This window comes from Brevibacillus porteri, assembly GCF_003013475.1.
Lineage (GTDB): Bacteria > Bacillota > Bacilli > Brevibacillales > Brevibacillaceae > Brevibacillus > Brevibacillus porteri.
In genome coordinates this window covers 1-17652 of sequence record NZ_PXZO01000005.1, presented here as the reverse complement: position 1 = coordinate 17652, position 17652 = coordinate 1, and the positions used below count along the sequence as shown (strand labels likewise).

Below are 17652 nucleotides of genomic sequence, written 5' to 3'. Positions count from 1 at the left end.
CCGGCTCCGCCGCCCATGCCTCCGCCTTGACCTGCTCCGCCGCCCATGCCTCCGCCTTGACCTGCTCCGCCGCCCATTCCGCCACCTTGACCTGCTCCGCCGCCCATGCCGCCACCTTGACCTGCTCCGCCGCCCATGCCGCCGCCTTGGCCTGCTCCACCACCGTGACCTTTGCCGCCGCCACCTTGGCCTGCTCCACCACCGTGTCCTTTGCCGCCACCTTGGCCTGCTCCACCACCGTGTCCTTTGCCGCCACCTTGGCCTGTTCCACCACCGTGACCTTTGCCGCCACCTTGGCCGCGTTTTCCAGATTTGACACTATCATAGGAATAAACAATGCTTTGGAACGTACGATTATCTACATTTCCTGTAACCGGCAACCCGTGTTTTTTCTGATAATGCTTCACACCTCGTACGGTAACATCATCGTAGTATCCATTGATTTGACCCGAGTAACTACCTAATGATTTCAACATCCCCTGAATCACATAAATATCTGGCCCATGAGCACCTTTGCCCACAGCCTGTCCCGTATGAGGAAGGGAAAACATGAGTGTGGCAGACAAAAAAGCTGCACCGAGGATTTTCTTAACCTTCCCTGTTTTCATAAGAGAGCCCAAGCTCCCCGTTCCTTTTTTCATACACAAGCACCTACCTTTACTTTTTTTGTAACCTCCCTTACTATTCCCTACTTTTCTTTCCTATTGCATCTGGCCAATCTCGCTTCCTCTTATTTTTTTGCTGATTGATCAACGTTTTTATGACTTGCAAAAATAAGGAAGAACCCATATACTTTGGTTTAAATGATTAAGTTTATTAACGGAGTGTGCAATGACGAATCCAACCTGCAATGAAAAAGCGGTTCAAATATTTATGGAGTTAAGTCCATACTTCCAAGGCTTGGGTGATCCGATTCGGCAGCAAATCGTAGCTCTTCTCATCGACAAGGAAAGCATGAACGTAACACAAATCGCCGAGCATATTCCCATGTCTAGACCTACGGTGTCTCATCACTTGAAAATATTAAAACAGGCGGGCCTAGTAAACGTCCAAAAGAAAGGAACGGAGATGTTTTATCGGCTTGAAATTACAGAAGCGATCAGGCTTTTTAAGCAATTGGTGACTTTCGTCGAAGAAGAGTGCAACTGAATTTGAACCGTCACGAAAAGGGACAGTGTGTCCCTGTTTTTCACACCAATCTGTTAATAAACTTAAACGCATAAACATTTAATCAAAGGAGAAATCTTCATGAATATCACCAAAGTTTTAATTGTCGGCGGCTACGGAACGGTTGGGAGCCAAATTGCCAAGATCCTGCACGATCGCCACCCTACTCTCGAATTATTGCTGGGAGGAAGGTCTACGGGAAAGTCATTGCCTTTTACATCCGGTAGGCTAAAGCCTTTCCTCCTAGACATCTCCAAATCCGATCCTCTCGCCCATGCTCCTGATGATTTGACTTTGATTATTAGTGCAGTAAATGATCCTGATGACACTCTGCTTCTTGCCGCTGTTCGCCGACAGATTCCTCTGATTGACGTCACACGTTGGACAGAACGATTTACACGATCGATCGAACGCTTGAAGAATGAGAACATTGGCTCTCCAGTCATTCTCGCCTCAGGGTGGATGGGGGGAACTGTAGCACTTCTTGCAAGCATACATACAGCTTCCCTGCAAGATGTCCAGATACATCTTCACGCCCTTTATTCCCTTCAAGACAAAGCAGGTCCAGATTCCACCGACTATATGAATCGTATGACGATTCCTTTTGCCGTCACCACACCGACTGGCGTAAAAGAAGTGACACCCTTGTCAGATCCGTTACCCGTCACCTTTCCGAATGGGTACCATGCGAAATGCTATCGTCTTGACACACCCGATCACATGACGCTCGTGAAAGCCCAAAACGTAACTGCAGCTGATTTTCGTATCGCCTTCGACAATAAACTGTCTACTTTTGCCCTCGTTTCATTGGTGAAAAGCCGGATATGGAACCTGCTCAGCAAAAGCACACGTCAAAAAATACTGTACAATCCAGGTGCAGGGTCACCTCACCATGTTGTCATCCAATTAAATGGGCGCAATCAGCATGGCATGAACGTGAAACGCCAAATCGAGATCACTGATCCGAAAGGGCAGACTCACCTAACTGCTTTGGGAGCTGCCATTTTTGCACAACCAATCATTCGGCAAAACGAAAACTCAACTGTTACGCCCGGTATTCTTTTTCCAGAGGATTTCGGCCATTTCGAAATGACTGCCGATGATATACTCCAGTTCTATCGATCCGAAGGGGTCCAGATTGTGATCCACGACGAAACAAAAAAGAGTAGGACGGTTTGATCGCCGCCCTACTCTTCATCATGTATCCCTTCCTTATTCAAAAAAAGTACGCGGGGATTTCCGCCATTCGCCCAGTACTTTTTCCTGTTCACTTGTAATAACCCCTTGCTCTGAAGCTACTTCCAAAAGTGCTGTGTAATTCGATATCGTGGAGCAAGGAATGCCTGCATCCTCAAACAAGGCTTGGGCATCTGGGAATTGGTAGCTGAAAATGGCTACGACCCCCAGAACCTCTCCACCCTCAGCCTGCACAGCTTGCGCTGCTTTCAAGGAGCTGCCTCCTGTGGAAATCAGGTCTTCAATCACGACGACCTTTTGACCAGCCGCCAATGCGCCTTCAATCTGATTTTGGCGACCGTGGCCTTTTGCCTTGTCCCGTACGTAAATCATAGGCAGATCAAGCAGCTCTGCTACCCATGCAGCATGTGGAATACCCGCAGTTGCTGTTCCAGCAACAACTTGCGCATCTGGGTACTGCTCCTTGATCAAATCGGCAAATGCTCTCGCAATGGCACGGCGCACATCCGGATAGGACATCGTGATCCGGTTGTCGCAGTAGATCGGGGATTTGATCCCGGACGTCCATGTAAATGGTTTTTCCGGTCGCAAATGAACTGCCCCGATTTCGAGAAGGTTCGCTGCAATATGTTTAGCGGTTGTCATTGTCGTCATTTCACTTATTCCCTCCAGCTGGCTACTTTACGAACGATCTTTGTCCACTGCTGCGATGATACTTTTCCAGACACCTACCGGATCTTTTGCACCCGTAATCGCGCGTCCGATCACGAGGTAATCACTGCCCAAGCGAAATGCCTGTTCCGGCGTCGTGATGCGCGTCTGATCGCCTTGATCTGCTCCCAGTGGACGAATTCCTGGTGTTACGGTTACAAATGTGTCTCCAGCAGCTTTTTTGATCATCGGTACCTCTAGTGGAGAAGCAACTACCCCATCCAAACCAGCTTGCTTGGTCATCAGCGCATAGTGCACCACAACATCTTCTACATCACCTGGAATCGCCAATTCTTGATTCATCGTTTGCAAACCAGTAGATGTCAGCATCGTCACACCGATCAGGAGGGGACGAGCAGCACCTGCCGCTGTCCCTTGCTCCAAACCTTCTCTCGCTGCCGCCATCATGGCTACGCCGCCTGCCGCATGAACGTTTACCATGTCTGCTCCCAGACGCGCCAGGCTTCTCATCGCGCCTTTAGCTGTATTGGGAATATCGTGAACCTTCAAGTCGAGGAACACTTTGAGTCCTTTTTCCTTCAAGAAGGAAACGATCGCTGGACCTTCTGCGTAAGCGAGCTCCATCCCCACTTTTACATAGCGGATATGCCCCTGTAGCGGCTCGATGCACTTTTTGACTTCATCCAGTGTGGAAAAGTCGAGCGCAACAATCATGCGTTCGCGAATATCGGTTAGTTGTTGTTGCACGCTGCTCTCCCCTTTTTATACGGTTACTGCCACTTTGGCACCAGCACGCTGGGCTGGCATTGCTTCTGTAGAGAATGTGATCGTCTCCAGTACGTGCAGGAGAGCGGAAGCTGTATCGAGTGAAGTCAAGCATACGGCGCCGTTCTCTACTGCTTCCCGACGAATGCGGAAGCCGTCGCGTTGTGGCGTTTTGCCTTTTGTCAGTGTATTGAGTACGATGTTCGCTTCTCCTGTATGGATGACATCCAACAGGTTTGGCGTGCCCTCAGACAATTTGCTTACGCGTGTTACTTGCAGTCCCGCTTGCTCCAAATAATCGGCTGTGCCTGCGGTCGCCATCAGCTTGAAGCCGAGGTGGCGGAAGCGTTTCACTATGTCTAGCGCTTCTTCCTTGTCTTTATCAGCAACTGTCACGAGCAATGTGCCTTGTGTCGGGATATTCATGCCCGCTGCGACCAAGCCTTTGTACAATGCTTTTGCCAGTGTGCTCTCGCGTCCCATGACTTCTCCAGTCGATTTCATTTCAGGGCCGAGCGTAATATCGACGCGACGCAGCTTTGCGAAGGAGAAGACTGGTACTTTGACAGAAACCATCGACTCCTCTGGATGGTAGCCTGGTGTAAAGCCTTGTTCGATGATAGAGTGACCAAGGATCGCTTTCGTTGCGATGTTTGCCATTGGAATCCCCGTTACTTTGGAGAGGAATGGCACCGTACGGGACGAACGCGGATTGACCTCGATTACGTATGGGCGGTCTTTATAGATGACGAACTGGATGTTGAGCAAGCCTTTGATTTGCAGGGCGCGCGCCAGCTTTGTCGTCATGTCAATCAGCTCATCCTTGATCGCTTGGGACAAGGATTGCGGAGGATATACAGCGATAGAGTCACCGGAGTGCACCCCTGCGCGTTCGATATGCTCCATGATGCCTGGGATCAAAACATTTTCGCCGTCGCAGATCGCATCGACTTCCGCTTCTACCCCGACCATGTAACGGTCTACCAATACAGGATGATCAGGATTTACCTTCACCGCTTTTTCCATGTACTCCAATAGTTCGGACTGGTTGTAGACGATTTCCATCGCACGCCCGCCAAGTACGTAGGATGGGCGAACCAGGACTGGGAAGCCAAGACCTTCAGCTGCCACTACTGCCTGCTCGACTGACGTAACCGTTTTGCCTGGTGGTTGGGCGATTTCCAGCTCGCGCAGCAGCGCTTCGAACTTCTCGCGGTTTTCCGCTGCGTCGATGTTTTCGAGACTCGTACCCAAGATTTTGATTCCACGTGCAGTCAGCTTGTCAGCCAGATTGATCGCGGTTTGTCCGCCGAATTGTACGATGACACCCTCTGGTTTCTCTACATCGAGAATGTTCATGACGTCTTCGATGTACAGCGGCTCGAAGTACAGGCGATCAGAAGTGTTGAAGTCTGTAGAAACGGTCTCCGGGTTGTTGTTGATGATCACTGCCTCATAGCCCGCTTCTCTCAGTGCCCAGACAGCGTGGACAGTCGCGTAGTCAAACTCGATTCCTTGACCGATGCGGATTGGTCCAGAACCCAGCACAACCACGCGCTTCTTGCCAGTCTCGATGCGCTCGTCTTCTACTTCATACGCGGAGTAGTAGTACGGTGTTTGCGCTTCGAATTCTGCCGCGCAAGTATCTACCATTTTATATACAGGTACAAAGCCTTTTTCTTTGCGCATCGCGTGTACCGCTTCTTCTGTCTCACCGCACAGCTCGGCAATTTTGCGGTCTGTGAAGCCCATGCGTTTTGCTTCGTACAGCTTCTCACTCGTCAAGCCTTTTGCCAGTTCCGCTTCAAAAGCAATCATTTTATGGAACTTATGCAGGAAGAACAAATCGATCTTGGTCAGGTTGTGCAGTTGTTCGATCGTCCAGCCACGACGCAGTGCTTCTGCCAGCAGGAAGAGGCGTTCGTCATCCGCGTGCACCAGTCGAGCTTTCAAATCTTCCTCGCTGATTTCGCCTGCTCCCTCGATCTCGATGTGATAGCTGCCGATTTCCAAGGAACGGATGGCTTTCATGATCGATTCTTCAAAAGTCCGACCGATCGCCATGACTTCTCCAGTCGCTTTCATTTGCGTACCGAGCTTGCGGTTTGCGGATTGGAACTTGTCGAATGGCCAGCGTGGGATTTTGCTGACGATGTAGTCCAGTGTTGGCTCGAAGCATGCGTATGTTTGGCCTGTCACCGGGTTTTTCAGTTCATCCAACGTGTAGCCGATTGCGATTTTGGCTGCCATTTTTGCGATTGGGTAGCCTGTTGCCTTGGAAGCCAGTGCAGAAGAGCGGCTCACACGCGGGTTCACTTCGATCACGTAGTATTGGAAGCTGTGCGGGTCGAGTGCGTATTGTACGTTGCAGCCACCCTCGATACCTAGTGCCCGGATGATGTTCAGTGCGGATGAGCGCAGCATTTGATATTCGCGATCAGCCAGTGTTTGGCTAGGTGCTACTACGATGGAGTCACCTGTATGCACGCCGACTGGGTCGATGTTTTCCATGTTGCAGACTACGATGCAGTTGTCGTTGGCATCGCGCATCACTTCGTACTCGATTTCTTTCATGCCGGCAATGCTTTTCTCGATCAAGCATTGCGTAATCGGGGAGTATTTCAATCCGCTTGCGACGATCTCGCGGAGGGTTTCTTCATCTTCACAAATTCCACCGCCTGTACCACCCAAGGTGTAGGCAGGACGAACGATGATGGGATAACCGATTTCGTTTGCAAAATCGACAGCTTCTACGACCGTGCTCACGATGACGGATTCAGGTACCGGCTCACCCAGTTCATTCATGAGAGAACGGAACAGGTCGCGGTCTTCTGCTTGTTTGATCGATTCCAGCTTGGTTCCGAGCAGCCTTACATTTTCTTGCTCGAGAACGCCTGCTTCTGAGAGGGCAACAGCCATGTTCAAGCCTGTTTGACCACCAAGTGTAGGCAACAGTCCATCCGGCTTCTCTTGACGAATGACGCGCGCTACGAATTCAGGTGTGATTGGCTCTATATATACTTTGTCCGCCATGTTTGTATCAGTCATGATGGTCGCCGGGTTGGAGTTGATCAGAACTACCTCCATGCCCTCTTCTTTTAACGCTTCGCATGCTTGCGTGCCCGCATAGTCAAACTCTGCAGCCTGCCCGATGACGATAGGTCCAGAGCCAATTACGAGGATTTTTTTCAGATTATCTTGTTTTGGCATGAGTTTTTTCCTCCTTAGCGGTTTCCATCATCGCAAGAAACTGGTCGAACAGGTAGCCGGAATCATACGGACCTGGAGCTGCTTCTGGATGGTACTGTACTGAGAATGCATTCTTCGCTGCATGACGTACGCCTTCGACGGTGCCATCATTGAGTGCGATATGTGTAACTTCCAGTTCCGTGCCTGCCAGTGAATCTTCTTTGACTGCATAGCTGTGGTTCTGGGATGTGATATATGTGCGTCCGGTTGGCAGCTCTTTTACTGGATGGTTGCCGCCACGGTGTCCGAATTTCATTTTCGTCGTGTCAGCGCCAGACGCTAGTGCGAACAGCTGGTGACCGAGGCAAATTCCGAACAGAGGATATTCACCCAAGATTTCGCGAATCATCTCTACAGCTTGCGGTACATCCTTCGGGTCCCCAGGGCCGTTGGACAAGAGAATCCCGTCTGGTTGAATGCGGCGAATCTCTTCTGCTGTCACATTGTAAGGCACGACTACTACGTCGCAATTGCGTTTGGTCAGCTCGCGCAAAATTCCGTGCTTCGCGCCGAAGTCTACCAGTGCTACTCGATGACCTGTACCTGGGCAGCTGAAGACGCTTTTCGTAGAAACGCGTGATACTTGGTCTGTCATCAATGTCGTGCCGTTCAGGGCAGCAACCAATTCAGCCAACGGGGCTTCACTGGTTGTAATCATGCCCTTCATCGTGCCGTGGTAACGAATTTTTCTCGTCAGCATCCGGGTGTCGACTCCAGCAATACCTGGGATGTCGTATGTTTTCAGCAGTTCATCGAGTGTGTTCGTATTGCGCCAGTTGCTAGGCGCCTCGCAATGCTCGCGAACAACGAAGCCGTGAATGTATGGACGAACAGCTTCAAAGTCGTCTCGATTGATCCCGTAATTTCCGATTAGCGGGTATGTCATGGTGACGATCTGTCCGCAGTAGGATGGGTCGGACAAAACCTCCTGATAGCCAGTCAGCCCTGTATTGAAAACCACTTCCCCGTAGGACTCCTTTGTCGCTCCAAATGCTGTCCCGATAAATTCTGTTCCGTCTTCCAAGATCAATCTTGCTCGCATCTATGCTCCTCCTCCATTGTCGTGTAAAAACTTGTGTCTCGTCTGTAAGTCGTTTTTACACGTTTTGATATACGATCTTCCCATCTACCAGCGTTAGGGTTGGCCAGCCTTTGCATGCCCAACCAGCAAATGGTGTGTTGATTCCTTTACTTGCGAATGTGCTTGGGTCGATTGTTTTTTCCGTTTCCAGATCAATCACAGTCAGGTCTGCTGGTGCGCCCACTTCCAGACGTCCGTATGGCAGTTTGAATGCTTCTGCTGGCTTCACGGTCAACAGCTCAACCAGCTTCTTCAAGGTCAGCTCTCCGTTTTGCACGAGATTTGTGTACAGGAGCGGGAATGCTGTCTCCAGTCCGACGATTCCGAATGGTGCTCGGTTAATCCCGTTTGCTTTTTCCTCTTGGGTGTGTGGTGCATGGTCTGTGGCGATCATATCAATGGTACCGTCTTTCAATCCCGCAATCAGTGCAGCACGATCCTCACGAGAGCGCAGCGGCGGGTTCATTTTCCAATTCGTATCCAGATTGTCCGGGATATCCTCATCGCACAGCAAGAGGTGATGCGGACTGACTTCACACGTTACATTTACGCCCGCGCGTTTCCCATCGCGTACCAGACGCACCGACTCTTTCGCGCTGATGTGGCATACGTGGTAGTGCACACCTGTCTGTTCTGCCAGCAAAATATCGCGACCAACGTGGATGGACTCTGACTCAGAAGGAATTCCAGGGAGTCCGTGGCGAGCTGCTACCACCCCGTCATGCAAGGCTGCTCCCGGGATCAACAGGTCTTCGTCCTCGCAGTGAGCGACGATTGCGATACCGAGCTCTGCTGCTTTTTGCATAGCCTTTTTCATCATCGCTGTTGATTGCACACCCACGCCGTCATCCGTCAGCGCAAAGATCCCCGCTTCTTTTAACCCAGCGAAATCCGTCAGCTCTTTTCCCAATTGGCGAACGGTAATCGCACCATACGGGATCACGCGCGCCATACCAGCCTCGCTCGCTTTGTCCAAAATGTAGGTCACGGTCTCGACACTGTCGATGGATGGTCGTGTGTTCGGCATGCATGCTACTGTTGTAAATCCGCCTTGTACCGCTGCTTTTGCCCCTGTTTCGATCGTTTCTTTATGTTCGAAGCCTGGCTCACGCAGATGTACGTGCACATCGATGAGACCGGCGCTAATCATACCGCCGTGGCAATCGATCCATTCATGCCCCTCGCGATCGAGCGTTTCCCCCATCGCTGTGATTCTTCCCTTTTCCACCAATATTTCCATCGGGGTGAGTTCCCCCGCCTGATTTAGTACGTTGCCGTTGCCAAGGATGATTCCCATGTCATTTCGCTCCCTTTCAAAAGAGTTTCTAGAACTGCCATTCTTGCTGCGACTCCGTTGGTCACTTGGGTTTGAATCAAGGACGTTTCGCATTCTACCAAATCGGTATGAATCTCAACCCCGCGATTGACGGGGGCCGGATGCATGATAACTGCGCCGGACTTCATCATTTTGGCTCTTTCCAGAGTGAGCCCATGTGCCTTGTGATACTCTTCTTTCGATAGATAGAGGGATTCCGCATGGCGCTCCAGCTGAACGCGCAGCATCATGACCACATCTGCGGTTTGAACCGCTTCTTCCATTTCCACGATTTTGACACCTTGCGGGATATGCGCTGGCATCATCGTAGCAGGACCCGAGAGTAGCAGATTCACGCCGAGCTTCGGCAGCGCATGCAGGTGAGAACCGAGCACGCGGCTGTGGCGCAGGTCTCCCATGATCGCTACCGTGAGACCAGATAGCTTACCAAACTGTTTTTTCATGGTCAAAAGATCGAGCAGGCATTGGGTCGGGTGCTCGTTCGTTCCATCTCCCGCGTTGATCAGCTTCAGGTCTACGCTTTCTGCTAACTCTTGCAGCAGGCCTTCTTTCTTGGTGCGGATAACGGCTGCTTCCACGCCCATTGCTTCCAAGGTGCGGATCGTGTCATAGACCGTCTCGCCTTTTACGGTGGAGGAGGTTTCCGGAATGAAGTTCAAAACATGTGCGCCCAGTCGCTTTTGTGCTACTTCAAAAGAGAAGCGGGTTCTGGTACTGGCCTCGAAGAACAGATTCGCGACAAACCGTCCGTGCAGGATATCCGCTTGCTCAGTCGGTCTAGCAGCCCAATACTCTGCTCGCTCGAGGAGCTGGATGATCTGTTCTTTCGATAAGTCTTTGAGGCCAATCAGGTGCGCTACATTTTTCATCATGAATCCCTCCGGTTCATTTTGGTCAAAAGAAAAGCTTCTTTGCATCGCTTTGCATCTGGAGGCAAGCGAGACAAGAAGCTGGTTGGGTGCCTTTTTCGGGCAGCCTTAACAGCGTTCTATGCCTTGCCAGCCTCTCTGGACTGGATTTAAAGGATTGGGAACGTTTAGGCTATTTGTTTTTGTTCTTCCTGGTGCGCTTCGCCCATCGCGGACTCTTTTCCTGGAAGGATCAGGTGCAGAATAATTCCCAGGAAGGTAGAGAGAGCGATATTATCGATGGTCAGATCGTTCAGGAAAGCGATACCTGTACCTGCAAAACTGATTTTGTATCCGCCGATTCCCGTGACGAGGATGATTGCTGCGAGAATCATGTTGCGTTTGTCTGCAAAATTCACTTTGTGCTCGACGTACATCCGCAAGCCTTGTGCCGCGATGATACCGAACAGGATGATGGAGACACCACCAAGTACCGGCGTTGGAATCGTCATTAAAATGGCGCTAATCTTACCAGCGAAGGCGAACATGATTGCCAGTACAGCAGCCAGACCGATGACCACTCGGCTGTATACCTTAGTCATTGCAAGGACACCAATATTTTCTCCATACGTCGTTGCTGGCGGACCTCCCATGATGGCTGCCAGTGAGGTTGCCACCCCGTCTCCGAGCAAGCTGCGGTGCAGACCCGGATTTTTCATCAGATCGCGATCCATGACCTTGCTCGTTACCAGCAAGTGACCCAAATGCTCTGCCAGCGTGACAAAAGCGACTGGCGCGATGACCAGTGCTGCGATCCATGCAGAGCCGTCACCGATCACACTCATGACTTCGGTAAATTTGAAGTGCTCCGTAAACATTTTTTGTGGCGTGATGAACCAGTCTGCTTCTACTACTTTTTGAAAGTTAATCAGATCAGGGTGACGCAGCAGCGTGTATACATAACCAGAAACCATTCCGATCAAGATGGGGATAAGACCAAGGAAACCGCGTAGCATGACCGCTGCTAGAACTGTTATGACCACGGTAACGAGCGAGATTTCAATCGAAGTCAGTGACATTTGCGATTGACCGTCTACAGTGACTTTCGTCGCCATGTCTACTGCTACGCCAGCCAGGCTCAGACCGATCACAACGATGACGGATGCGATGACAACTGGTGGCAGTACCCGATCAAGCCATTTGACTCCTGCCTTCTTCACAATTCCGGCGACGATGATGTACACAATCCCGGAGAGGAAGCAGCCTAAGAGTGCCGTCCCTACACCATGCGATTGACTCACGACGATAATCGGACCGATGAAGGCGAAGGAAGAACCGAGATAGTTCGGAAGCTTTCCTTTGGTGATCCACAGAAACAGAAGTGTCCCGATCCCGCTCGCCAAGAGGGCCGTTGCAACATCCAGACCCGTCAAGATCGGTACGAGTACAGTCGAGCCGAACATCGCGAACAGGTGTTGAATACTAAGTGGCAGCAATCGCGAAATATGTGGTGTTTCGTCTACATCGATGTAATTTTTTTGGCTCATGCCTGTATGCCCCCTGTTTTGTCTTTCATTCAAAAAGCTTTTTTTATACAAAAAACCTCTTTGTGCGGACACAAAGAGGCTAGCTTCACCATGCTCATGGGAAGTTTCTTGCCTCTTGCCGACCTCACGGGATCGTTTTTAAAGAGGAGTTCTTTTATTTTTACAGTAGCTGTCGGATGGACACAATGTCCATAACGTCCACTTCTGCCAATTGTACATCGACAATTTCCGTTCGAGCAGTTGGGAGGTTTTTTCCGACGAAATCAGGGCGGATTGGTAGCTCGCGATGACCGCGATCAACCAGAACAGCCAGTTGAATCATCCGAGGGCGACCGTTGTCAATCAGTGCATCCAATGCGGCACGCACTGTTCTTCCCGTGTAGAGAACATCATCCACCAGAATCACAGTCTTGCCCGTGATTTGATCTGGGAGCTTGGAGCCTTGCAAAATGGCATCTTCGGACTTGTGTTGCAGATCGTCACGATAGAACGTAATGTCCAGCTCACCGACTGGGACTTTCACATTTTCAATCATTTCGATTCTTTCCACAAGACGCTGCGCGAGGTAGATCCCTCTGGTCTTGATGCCCACGATAATGAGATCTTCGACACCTTTGTTTCGCTCGATAATTTCATGTGCGATTCGAGTGAGCGCGCGGCGGATTGCGGCTTCATCCATAATGACGCTTTTGTTGATCATCTCAATATCCCCCTTCTCGACGGGAACAGTGGACCTTACGAAAAAAGGCTCCTTGTCAGGAGACAAGAAGCCCTCGGACAAACTGACCGGACTGTAAGAGTCCCGCCTGCTTGTCATTCCGTGCCCTTGCCAGCCTCACTGGACTGGATTAAAAGGTTCCATTCGTCATGTAGAATTATGTCACGATTCTGGACGGGTGTCAATGCAGCCCGGAAAAGTCTAACTATTCCCAATAGACGCTGACCCACGGTGGCAAATAGTTCGCATAATAACCAATGTCCCCTGTAATGTTTTTGATCAGCTCGACTTGTTTGTCCGCATCCTCACCTATTCCTTGGATAAACAGGGAGCCATGCTCCGCTCGATCCAAACGCAAGAAAAGGAGCTGTTTCCCATCTGGAGATGGCGCAGGATAGTAGTCGGCTGTATTCGCTGACCCTTTTGTCACCTGCTGCTCTGCTCCATCTGCGGATCGCCGCCAGATGCCTTGTTCCGGTACCATGACCTTCTTTGGATCGTATGAATACGCTGTAGCCAAGCCTCTGGTGAAAAGCAGTGTGTATGGAGCTTTTGGAATCCATACTGGATAAGTGTCTACCACCACTGGACCAGGGCTGACTGTTTTGACCTTTCCTGCTCGATCCGCCAGCTTCAACTGCTTGTTAGTCGTGGCGATCCGGTCAGTGCCATCGACAAAAGCGAGCTGGTCGCTATTTGGTGTCCAAGCAAGCCAATCAGGATAAGCCAATCCTGTACCGAGTTCTATTGGCTTTTTGGCAGGCTGTGTCAAATCAAACCATTGAATAGGTACGCCATCAGCAGACAAGGACCCGGAGTTATACCTGACAAAGTAGGCAACAGCCTTCCCATCCGGGGATACTTTTAGGCCTGTCGCCGCCCATGGGTAGATACCTTCCCCCACTTTTGGCGGTTCTGCAATCGGGTAGGCAGTCAACGGTTTACCTGCAAGCGTGTGCAAGGCCAGCGTCATCGGCTTATTTTTTTCGGCGGGTAGCGAGACAAGCATGTTTTCCCCATCCGGCATCCAGGCAAAATCTGCGAAGTCAGCCTTCGTTGAACTTTGCAAGGCTACTTCTCCTTGATCATGAATTTCTTTTACAATCAGCAAAGGGCTTGGCACTTCATTGCTGCCGATATTCACGGTGTATGCTAGCTTGTTCGCTTTCGGGGACCACTTTGGCATTTCAAAGACTGCTCGTTCGTCTACCTGCACTGTTTTGCTGCCATCCGCTCTGACGATCCACACGTAGCCTGGTGTCGAGTAATTGTCGTTGCCTTTGTATTTCACGAACAGGAGCCACTTGCCATCTGGCGACCAGCCTACGATCTGTGCATAGCCGTCCTTGGTGATTTGCTTTATTTTTCCTGATGCATCCCGTCCATCTACCAAAAACAAATGCTGGTTGCTCGTAAATGCAATTTTTGCCGGAACGCTCATTTCCTTGTTCACACGCTCTGGCTGTTGGTTTTGGGCTGCCACCTTTGCTTCACCGTTTGCCGTGACAAGTACAACCAAAAGGACAAAAAGACTGATCAGCTTCCCCCATTTTCCGATCACAAGCATTCACTCCTTACACGCTCTATTGAATGATGAAAAAAACGCCAGAAGAAAGTAATAAGCTCTCTACTAGCGTTTTCCAATCCAACTGCCATTATGTAAGTGTCATAGGAAGACTGGCTGCAACAACAAAAAACGATTGCCATACAGATCCTCGAAAATAACCTCAATGCCATACATCACTTCGCTTGGTTCACTCACAAACTTCACGCCGCGTTGACGCAGTGTTTCGTATGTGGACCCAAAATCATCCGTCTCCCAAACCCACATTGGATTTTTGCCGACCTGACGAAGCATTTCCTGCGCAACTTCTTCCCGATGCCAATGGGTAGGGTCATGCAATACGATCTCTATCTCCTGCCCAGGAAGGCCGACGGTGAGCCAACGAGAACCATCATCCATCCGAGAATCCATGCGTTTTTCGAAACCGAGTTTTTCCGTGTAAAACCGCAATGCCTCTTCACAATCGTGAACGTACAGCGTCACATGCGCTAATCTTTTTAGCACGGCTATTCCTCCTGTTCGCTTACGCTTGTCTGAGAACCTCGATGGCGTCAAGCATTTCCTTCGGCATTGGCGCTTCGAATTCGAGCTGCTCTCCTGTACGGGGATGGATAAAGCCGAGTGTTTTCGCATGCAGAGCTTGTCCATCGAGCTCCAATGTATTTTTCGGACCGTATTTTGGATCGCCCGCCAGTGGATAGCCAATATACTTCATGTGTACGCGAATTTGATGGGTACGTCCTGTTTCGAGTTTCAATTCCACCAACGTGTACTCTTTGAAGCGCTCCAGCACGATAAAATGCGTCACAGCCGGCTTGCTGTTTTCAAAAACAACCGCCATTTGCTGGCGATTTTTCGGATCGCGCCCGATTGGTGCTTCAATCGTTCCCATTTCATGCGGGATGACACCATGAACAATCGCGACATACTTCCGATTGACCGTATGTGCTTTTAATTGTTCAGCCAAACCCATGTGTGCCTTGTCGTTTTTGGCTACCATCAACAGGCCGGATGTATCCTTGTCAATGCGATGGACAATTCCTGGACGCAAAACACCATTGATTCCGGACAAATCCTTGCAATGTGCCAAAAGCCCATTGACGAGTGTCCCACTGTAATGACCAGGAGCAGGATGCACGACGAGGCCACGTGGTTTAGTCACGACCACGACATCGCTATCCTCGTATACAATATCCAAGGACATTTCCTCTGGCTGGATTGCCATTTCCTTTGGCGGCGGAACACGGAGGGTTACTTCGTCCTCTGCCTGCAGCTTGTAGTTGTTTTTGATCGGTTCACCATTTACAGTGACACGGCCTTCCTTCACCCAAGCCTGCACCTGTGATCGGGACCAATCTTCATTTTGCAGCGTGATAAACTTGTCGATGCGCTCGCTCGTATCCGCTGGCTCTACCGTCCAATCGTAACGTTCAAACAATTGCGTGTCATTCATGTAATTTTCTCCACCTATCCGAGCTTTCCCACTATTATTCTCATAACTATCTGTTTTTCTTCCCATCCAGAAAAACATCGAGAAGCAAAATCCCCACACCAATCGTGATGGCCATATCAGCCACGTTAAAGATCGGGAAGTTAATCAACGTAAAATCGAGAAAATCTACAACTTGACCAGTCATCGCACGATCAATGAAATTCCCGACGGCTCCACCCAAGACCAATGACAGCGCCAACGATGCACGAGGTTGGTTTTTTCTCAAGCGAATCAAGGAAATGACAATCCCAATCACAACGACAACGGTAATGACAATAAAAAACCAACGTCGATTTTGCAGGATGCCAAACGCCGCTCCCATGTTTCGATGGGAAGTGAGATGAAATACGTCCGCGATCAAAGGAATGGATTCTCCCAGTTCCATATACTTCACGACTAAATACTTTGTAAACTGATCAAGCGCAATAATTACTGCCGCAATGAGATAGTACAACAATGGAATGTCCTCCTTATTCTGCTTCGACCAGCAACTGAACAAACACAATATCAAATGATCATTTTACCAGAGACCGTCTACGTGAACAAGCGCTTTCCTTTTTTGTACAGTCGGTAGCCTTTGCGTACAACTTCCAGCATCCACAATGGAATTTTCCATCCACGATCCTTGATAAATGGCAGGTACACCTTGTAATACGCCTTGCGTAAATCACGCCATTTTGTGTCTGTATCATTGACATAGTAATCGGATACGTCAATCAGATAACCTCGTCCCTGATCCATTAGTACGTTTTTCCCATGGACATCATGTGGAAACAAACCCTTCCTGCGCGCCTCTTCGAGTGCTTCCTCCACGTCTTCAATCACCTGCGGAGGAATCGGAATACCAAAGCGAACACAGTCAAACAGGGGTATGCCGTTCATCCGCGAAATGACCAAGTATCCTTCCCCATAATCATAACAGATAGGGAAAGAACGAGTCTCCCCAAGCTTGCGATAGACTTCGATTTCCTGTTCGGCTCCTGGTCTTCCAGGTGCGTACAGCTTGATCACTACCTTTGGATAGTCCGGGTGGGCAAATACGGCAGCATAATTGCCGGTACCGACCAACTCCCACGGGTACGGCGTGTGGTGTACGACGACTGGATCATCCGGCGACAGACTCTCCACTTGAACTTCCTGTAAAAATGCTAGCAATATATGCTGATCGATCCGCATCGTTTCTCATCATCTCTCATCAGTTACCGACTTCGAACTACGTTAAAACAAAATTAATGAAGGTCCATCTACTACGATCATTCAGACACTTCCTAATTTAAGGGGCAAAAAATCCTTTACACTGGTGAGGCCAGGAAGTCCTGTCCGATTCCAATGAAAGGATTGCATATGGACAAGAATACCTCATTTTTTCGATTTGGTAAATGGGTAGTAGATATCCAGCAATAGCATCTGTTTTTTATGTAGTGTATAACGATTTATTGTATCTGATTTTTAGAAAACAAGACTCTTGTACGTTGCTGTCGTGGTGGGGAGGAAACAGGAGAAAACGCTCAGATTCTAGGGCCACCCCCTGCGGGATTGACTGCACGACTCCATGCAAAAAGCGAAACCGCGTCCAAAGTGGTCCTTTCAAGATGTGTTTCAGAGGTGGACGCTTAAGAGCGTGTTTCGCTTTTTGCATGGAGTCTCGGTCAGTGTCCCTAAGATCTTCGCTTTTTTCTCCTGTTTCCTCTACGAGCTTTCCGTGTGAGCCGATTTTTAAATGCCTGAAAAGATTGAAGAACCTCATTGTCACGCCAGAGAAGAATATTTCCAGACGTAGCGACTTGTGGAGTCCTACCCAGCGGAGAAGGAATGAGCGGGCAAAAGAAACGCAACGTGCTCGCGCTACGTAGCGGCTACCACTTTTGCGTTTCCCCGCGAATCCCTTCGGAGCGGACAGTCTCAACCCCCAGCAGGACGGAGCCTGGAGCCTAGACTGGAAATATTCTTCTCCCCACCGCAGCTACAAACATAGGATTCCTTAGTTGTTGCTGTAGTGCCGTGGAGGAAACAGGA

General features: G+C 49.9%; 16 protein-coding genes. 2 read left to right on the top strand and 14 right to left on the bottom strand.

Going from position 1 to position 17652, the window contains the following annotated elements; all coding sequences use genetic code 11:
- The coding region (locus C7R92_RS05425; protein ID WP_146147600.1) for a peptidoglycan-binding domain-containing protein at positions 1-641 on the bottom strand (641 nt) is incomplete at its 3' end.
- 190 nt (positions 642-831) lie between these two features.
- Here C7R92_RS05425 and C7R92_RS05420 point away from each other — a divergent pair.
- Together C7R92_RS05420 and C7R92_RS05415 are read left to right on the top strand one after the other, a co-directional pair.
- Positions 832-1149 (top strand): ArsR/SmtB family transcription factor, encoded by a 318-nt coding sequence (locus tag C7R92_RS05420; RefSeq protein ID WP_069849542.1) that lies wholly within the window; start codon positions 832-834, stop codon positions 1147-1149.
- A 99-nt stretch (positions 1150-1248) separates the two neighbouring features.
- On the top strand, positions 1249-2346 hold the full coding sequence (locus tag C7R92_RS05415; RefSeq protein WP_106833483.1) for a saccharopine dehydrogenase family protein: 1098 nt from the start codon (positions 1249-1251) through the stop codon (positions 2344-2346).
- A 33-nt stretch (positions 2347-2379) separates the two neighbouring features.
- Here the strand turns inward: C7R92_RS05415 and pyrE are convergent, their stop codons facing one another.
- The 13 genes from pyrE to C7R92_RS05350 all read right to left on the bottom strand — a co-directional run bounded on the left by pyrE (position 2380) and on the right by C7R92_RS05350 (position 16812).
- On the bottom strand, positions 2380-3018 hold the full coding sequence (gene pyrE, locus C7R92_RS05410; RefSeq protein WP_106833482.1) for an orotate phosphoribosyltransferase: 639 nt from the start codon (positions 3016-3018) through the stop codon (positions 2380-2382).
- Between the two features lie 27 nt (positions 3019-3045).
- Positions 3046-3783 carry an orotidine-5'-phosphate decarboxylase gene (gene pyrF, locus C7R92_RS05405; RefSeq protein ID WP_106833481.1) on the bottom strand — a complete coding sequence of 246 codons (738 nt, stop codon included), beginning with the start codon at positions 3781-3783 and terminating at the stop codon, positions 3046-3048.
- A gap of 15 nt (positions 3784-3798) precedes the next feature.
- Positions 3799-7011 (bottom strand): carbamoyl-phosphate synthase large subunit, encoded by a 3213-nt coding sequence (gene carB, locus C7R92_RS05400; protein ID WP_106833480.1) that lies wholly within the window; start codon positions 7009-7011, stop codon positions 3799-3801.
- Positions 6995-8092: a carbamoyl phosphate synthase small subunit gene (locus C7R92_RS05395; RefSeq protein ID WP_017249508.1), complete on the bottom strand. Its 1098-nt coding sequence runs from the start codon at positions 8090-8092 to the stop codon at positions 6995-6997. Before C7R92_RS05395 ends, carB begins: the two co-directional genes overlap by 17 nt.
- Before the next feature lie 55 nt (positions 8093-8147).
- Positions 8148-9428: a dihydroorotase gene (locus C7R92_RS05390; protein ID WP_069849552.1), complete on the bottom strand. Its 1281-nt coding sequence runs from the start codon at positions 9426-9428 to the stop codon at positions 8148-8150.
- The gene (locus tag C7R92_RS05385) at positions 9395-10336 is read right to left on the bottom strand and encodes an aspartate carbamoyltransferase catalytic subunit (protein WP_106833479.1); all 942 of its coding nucleotides are present in this window, start codon (positions 10334-10336) and stop codon (positions 9395-9397) included. Before C7R92_RS05385 ends, C7R92_RS05390 begins: the two co-directional genes overlap by 34 nt.
- 167 nt (positions 10337-10503) lie before the next feature.
- The gene (locus C7R92_RS05380; RefSeq protein ID WP_106833478.1) at positions 10504-11862 is read right to left on the bottom strand and encodes a solute carrier family 23 protein; all 1359 of its coding nucleotides are present in this window, start codon (positions 11860-11862) and stop codon (positions 10504-10506) included.
- A 160-nt stretch (positions 11863-12022) separates the two neighbouring features.
- Positions 12023-12562 carry a bifunctional pyr operon transcriptional regulator/uracil phosphoribosyltransferase PyrR gene (gene pyrR / locus C7R92_RS05375; RefSeq protein WP_007728461.1) on the bottom strand — a complete coding sequence of 180 codons (540 nt, stop codon included), beginning with the start codon at positions 12560-12562 and terminating at the stop codon, positions 12023-12025.
- Positions 12563-12785: 223 nt separating this feature from the next.
- Positions 12786-14147 carry a TolB-like translocation protein gene (locus C7R92_RS05370; RefSeq protein ID WP_106833477.1) on the bottom strand — a complete coding sequence of 454 codons (1362 nt, stop codon included), beginning with the start codon at positions 14145-14147 and terminating at the stop codon, positions 12786-12788.
- 99 nt (positions 14148-14246) lie between these two features.
- A complete protein-coding gene (locus C7R92_RS05365) occupies positions 14247-14648 on the bottom strand; it encodes a VOC family protein (RefSeq protein WP_106833476.1) in 402 nt (133 codons plus the stop codon).
- 19 nt (positions 14649-14667) lie between these two features.
- A complete protein-coding gene (locus C7R92_RS05360) occupies positions 14668-15597 on the bottom strand; it encodes an RluA family pseudouridine synthase (RefSeq protein WP_017249514.1) in 930 nt (309 codons plus the stop codon).
- Positions 15598-15643: 46 nt separating this feature from the next.
- Entirely contained in the window at positions 15644-16093 is a 450-nt protein-coding gene (gene lspA / locus C7R92_RS05355) for a signal peptidase II (protein WP_017249515.1), read from the bottom strand.
- A 77-nt stretch (positions 16094-16170) separates the two neighbouring features.
- Positions 16171-16812 (bottom strand): serine/threonine-protein kinase, encoded by a 642-nt coding sequence (locus tag C7R92_RS05350; protein ID WP_069849564.1) that lies wholly within the window; start codon positions 16810-16812, stop codon positions 16171-16173.
- Positions 16813-17652 lie beyond the last annotated feature (840 nt).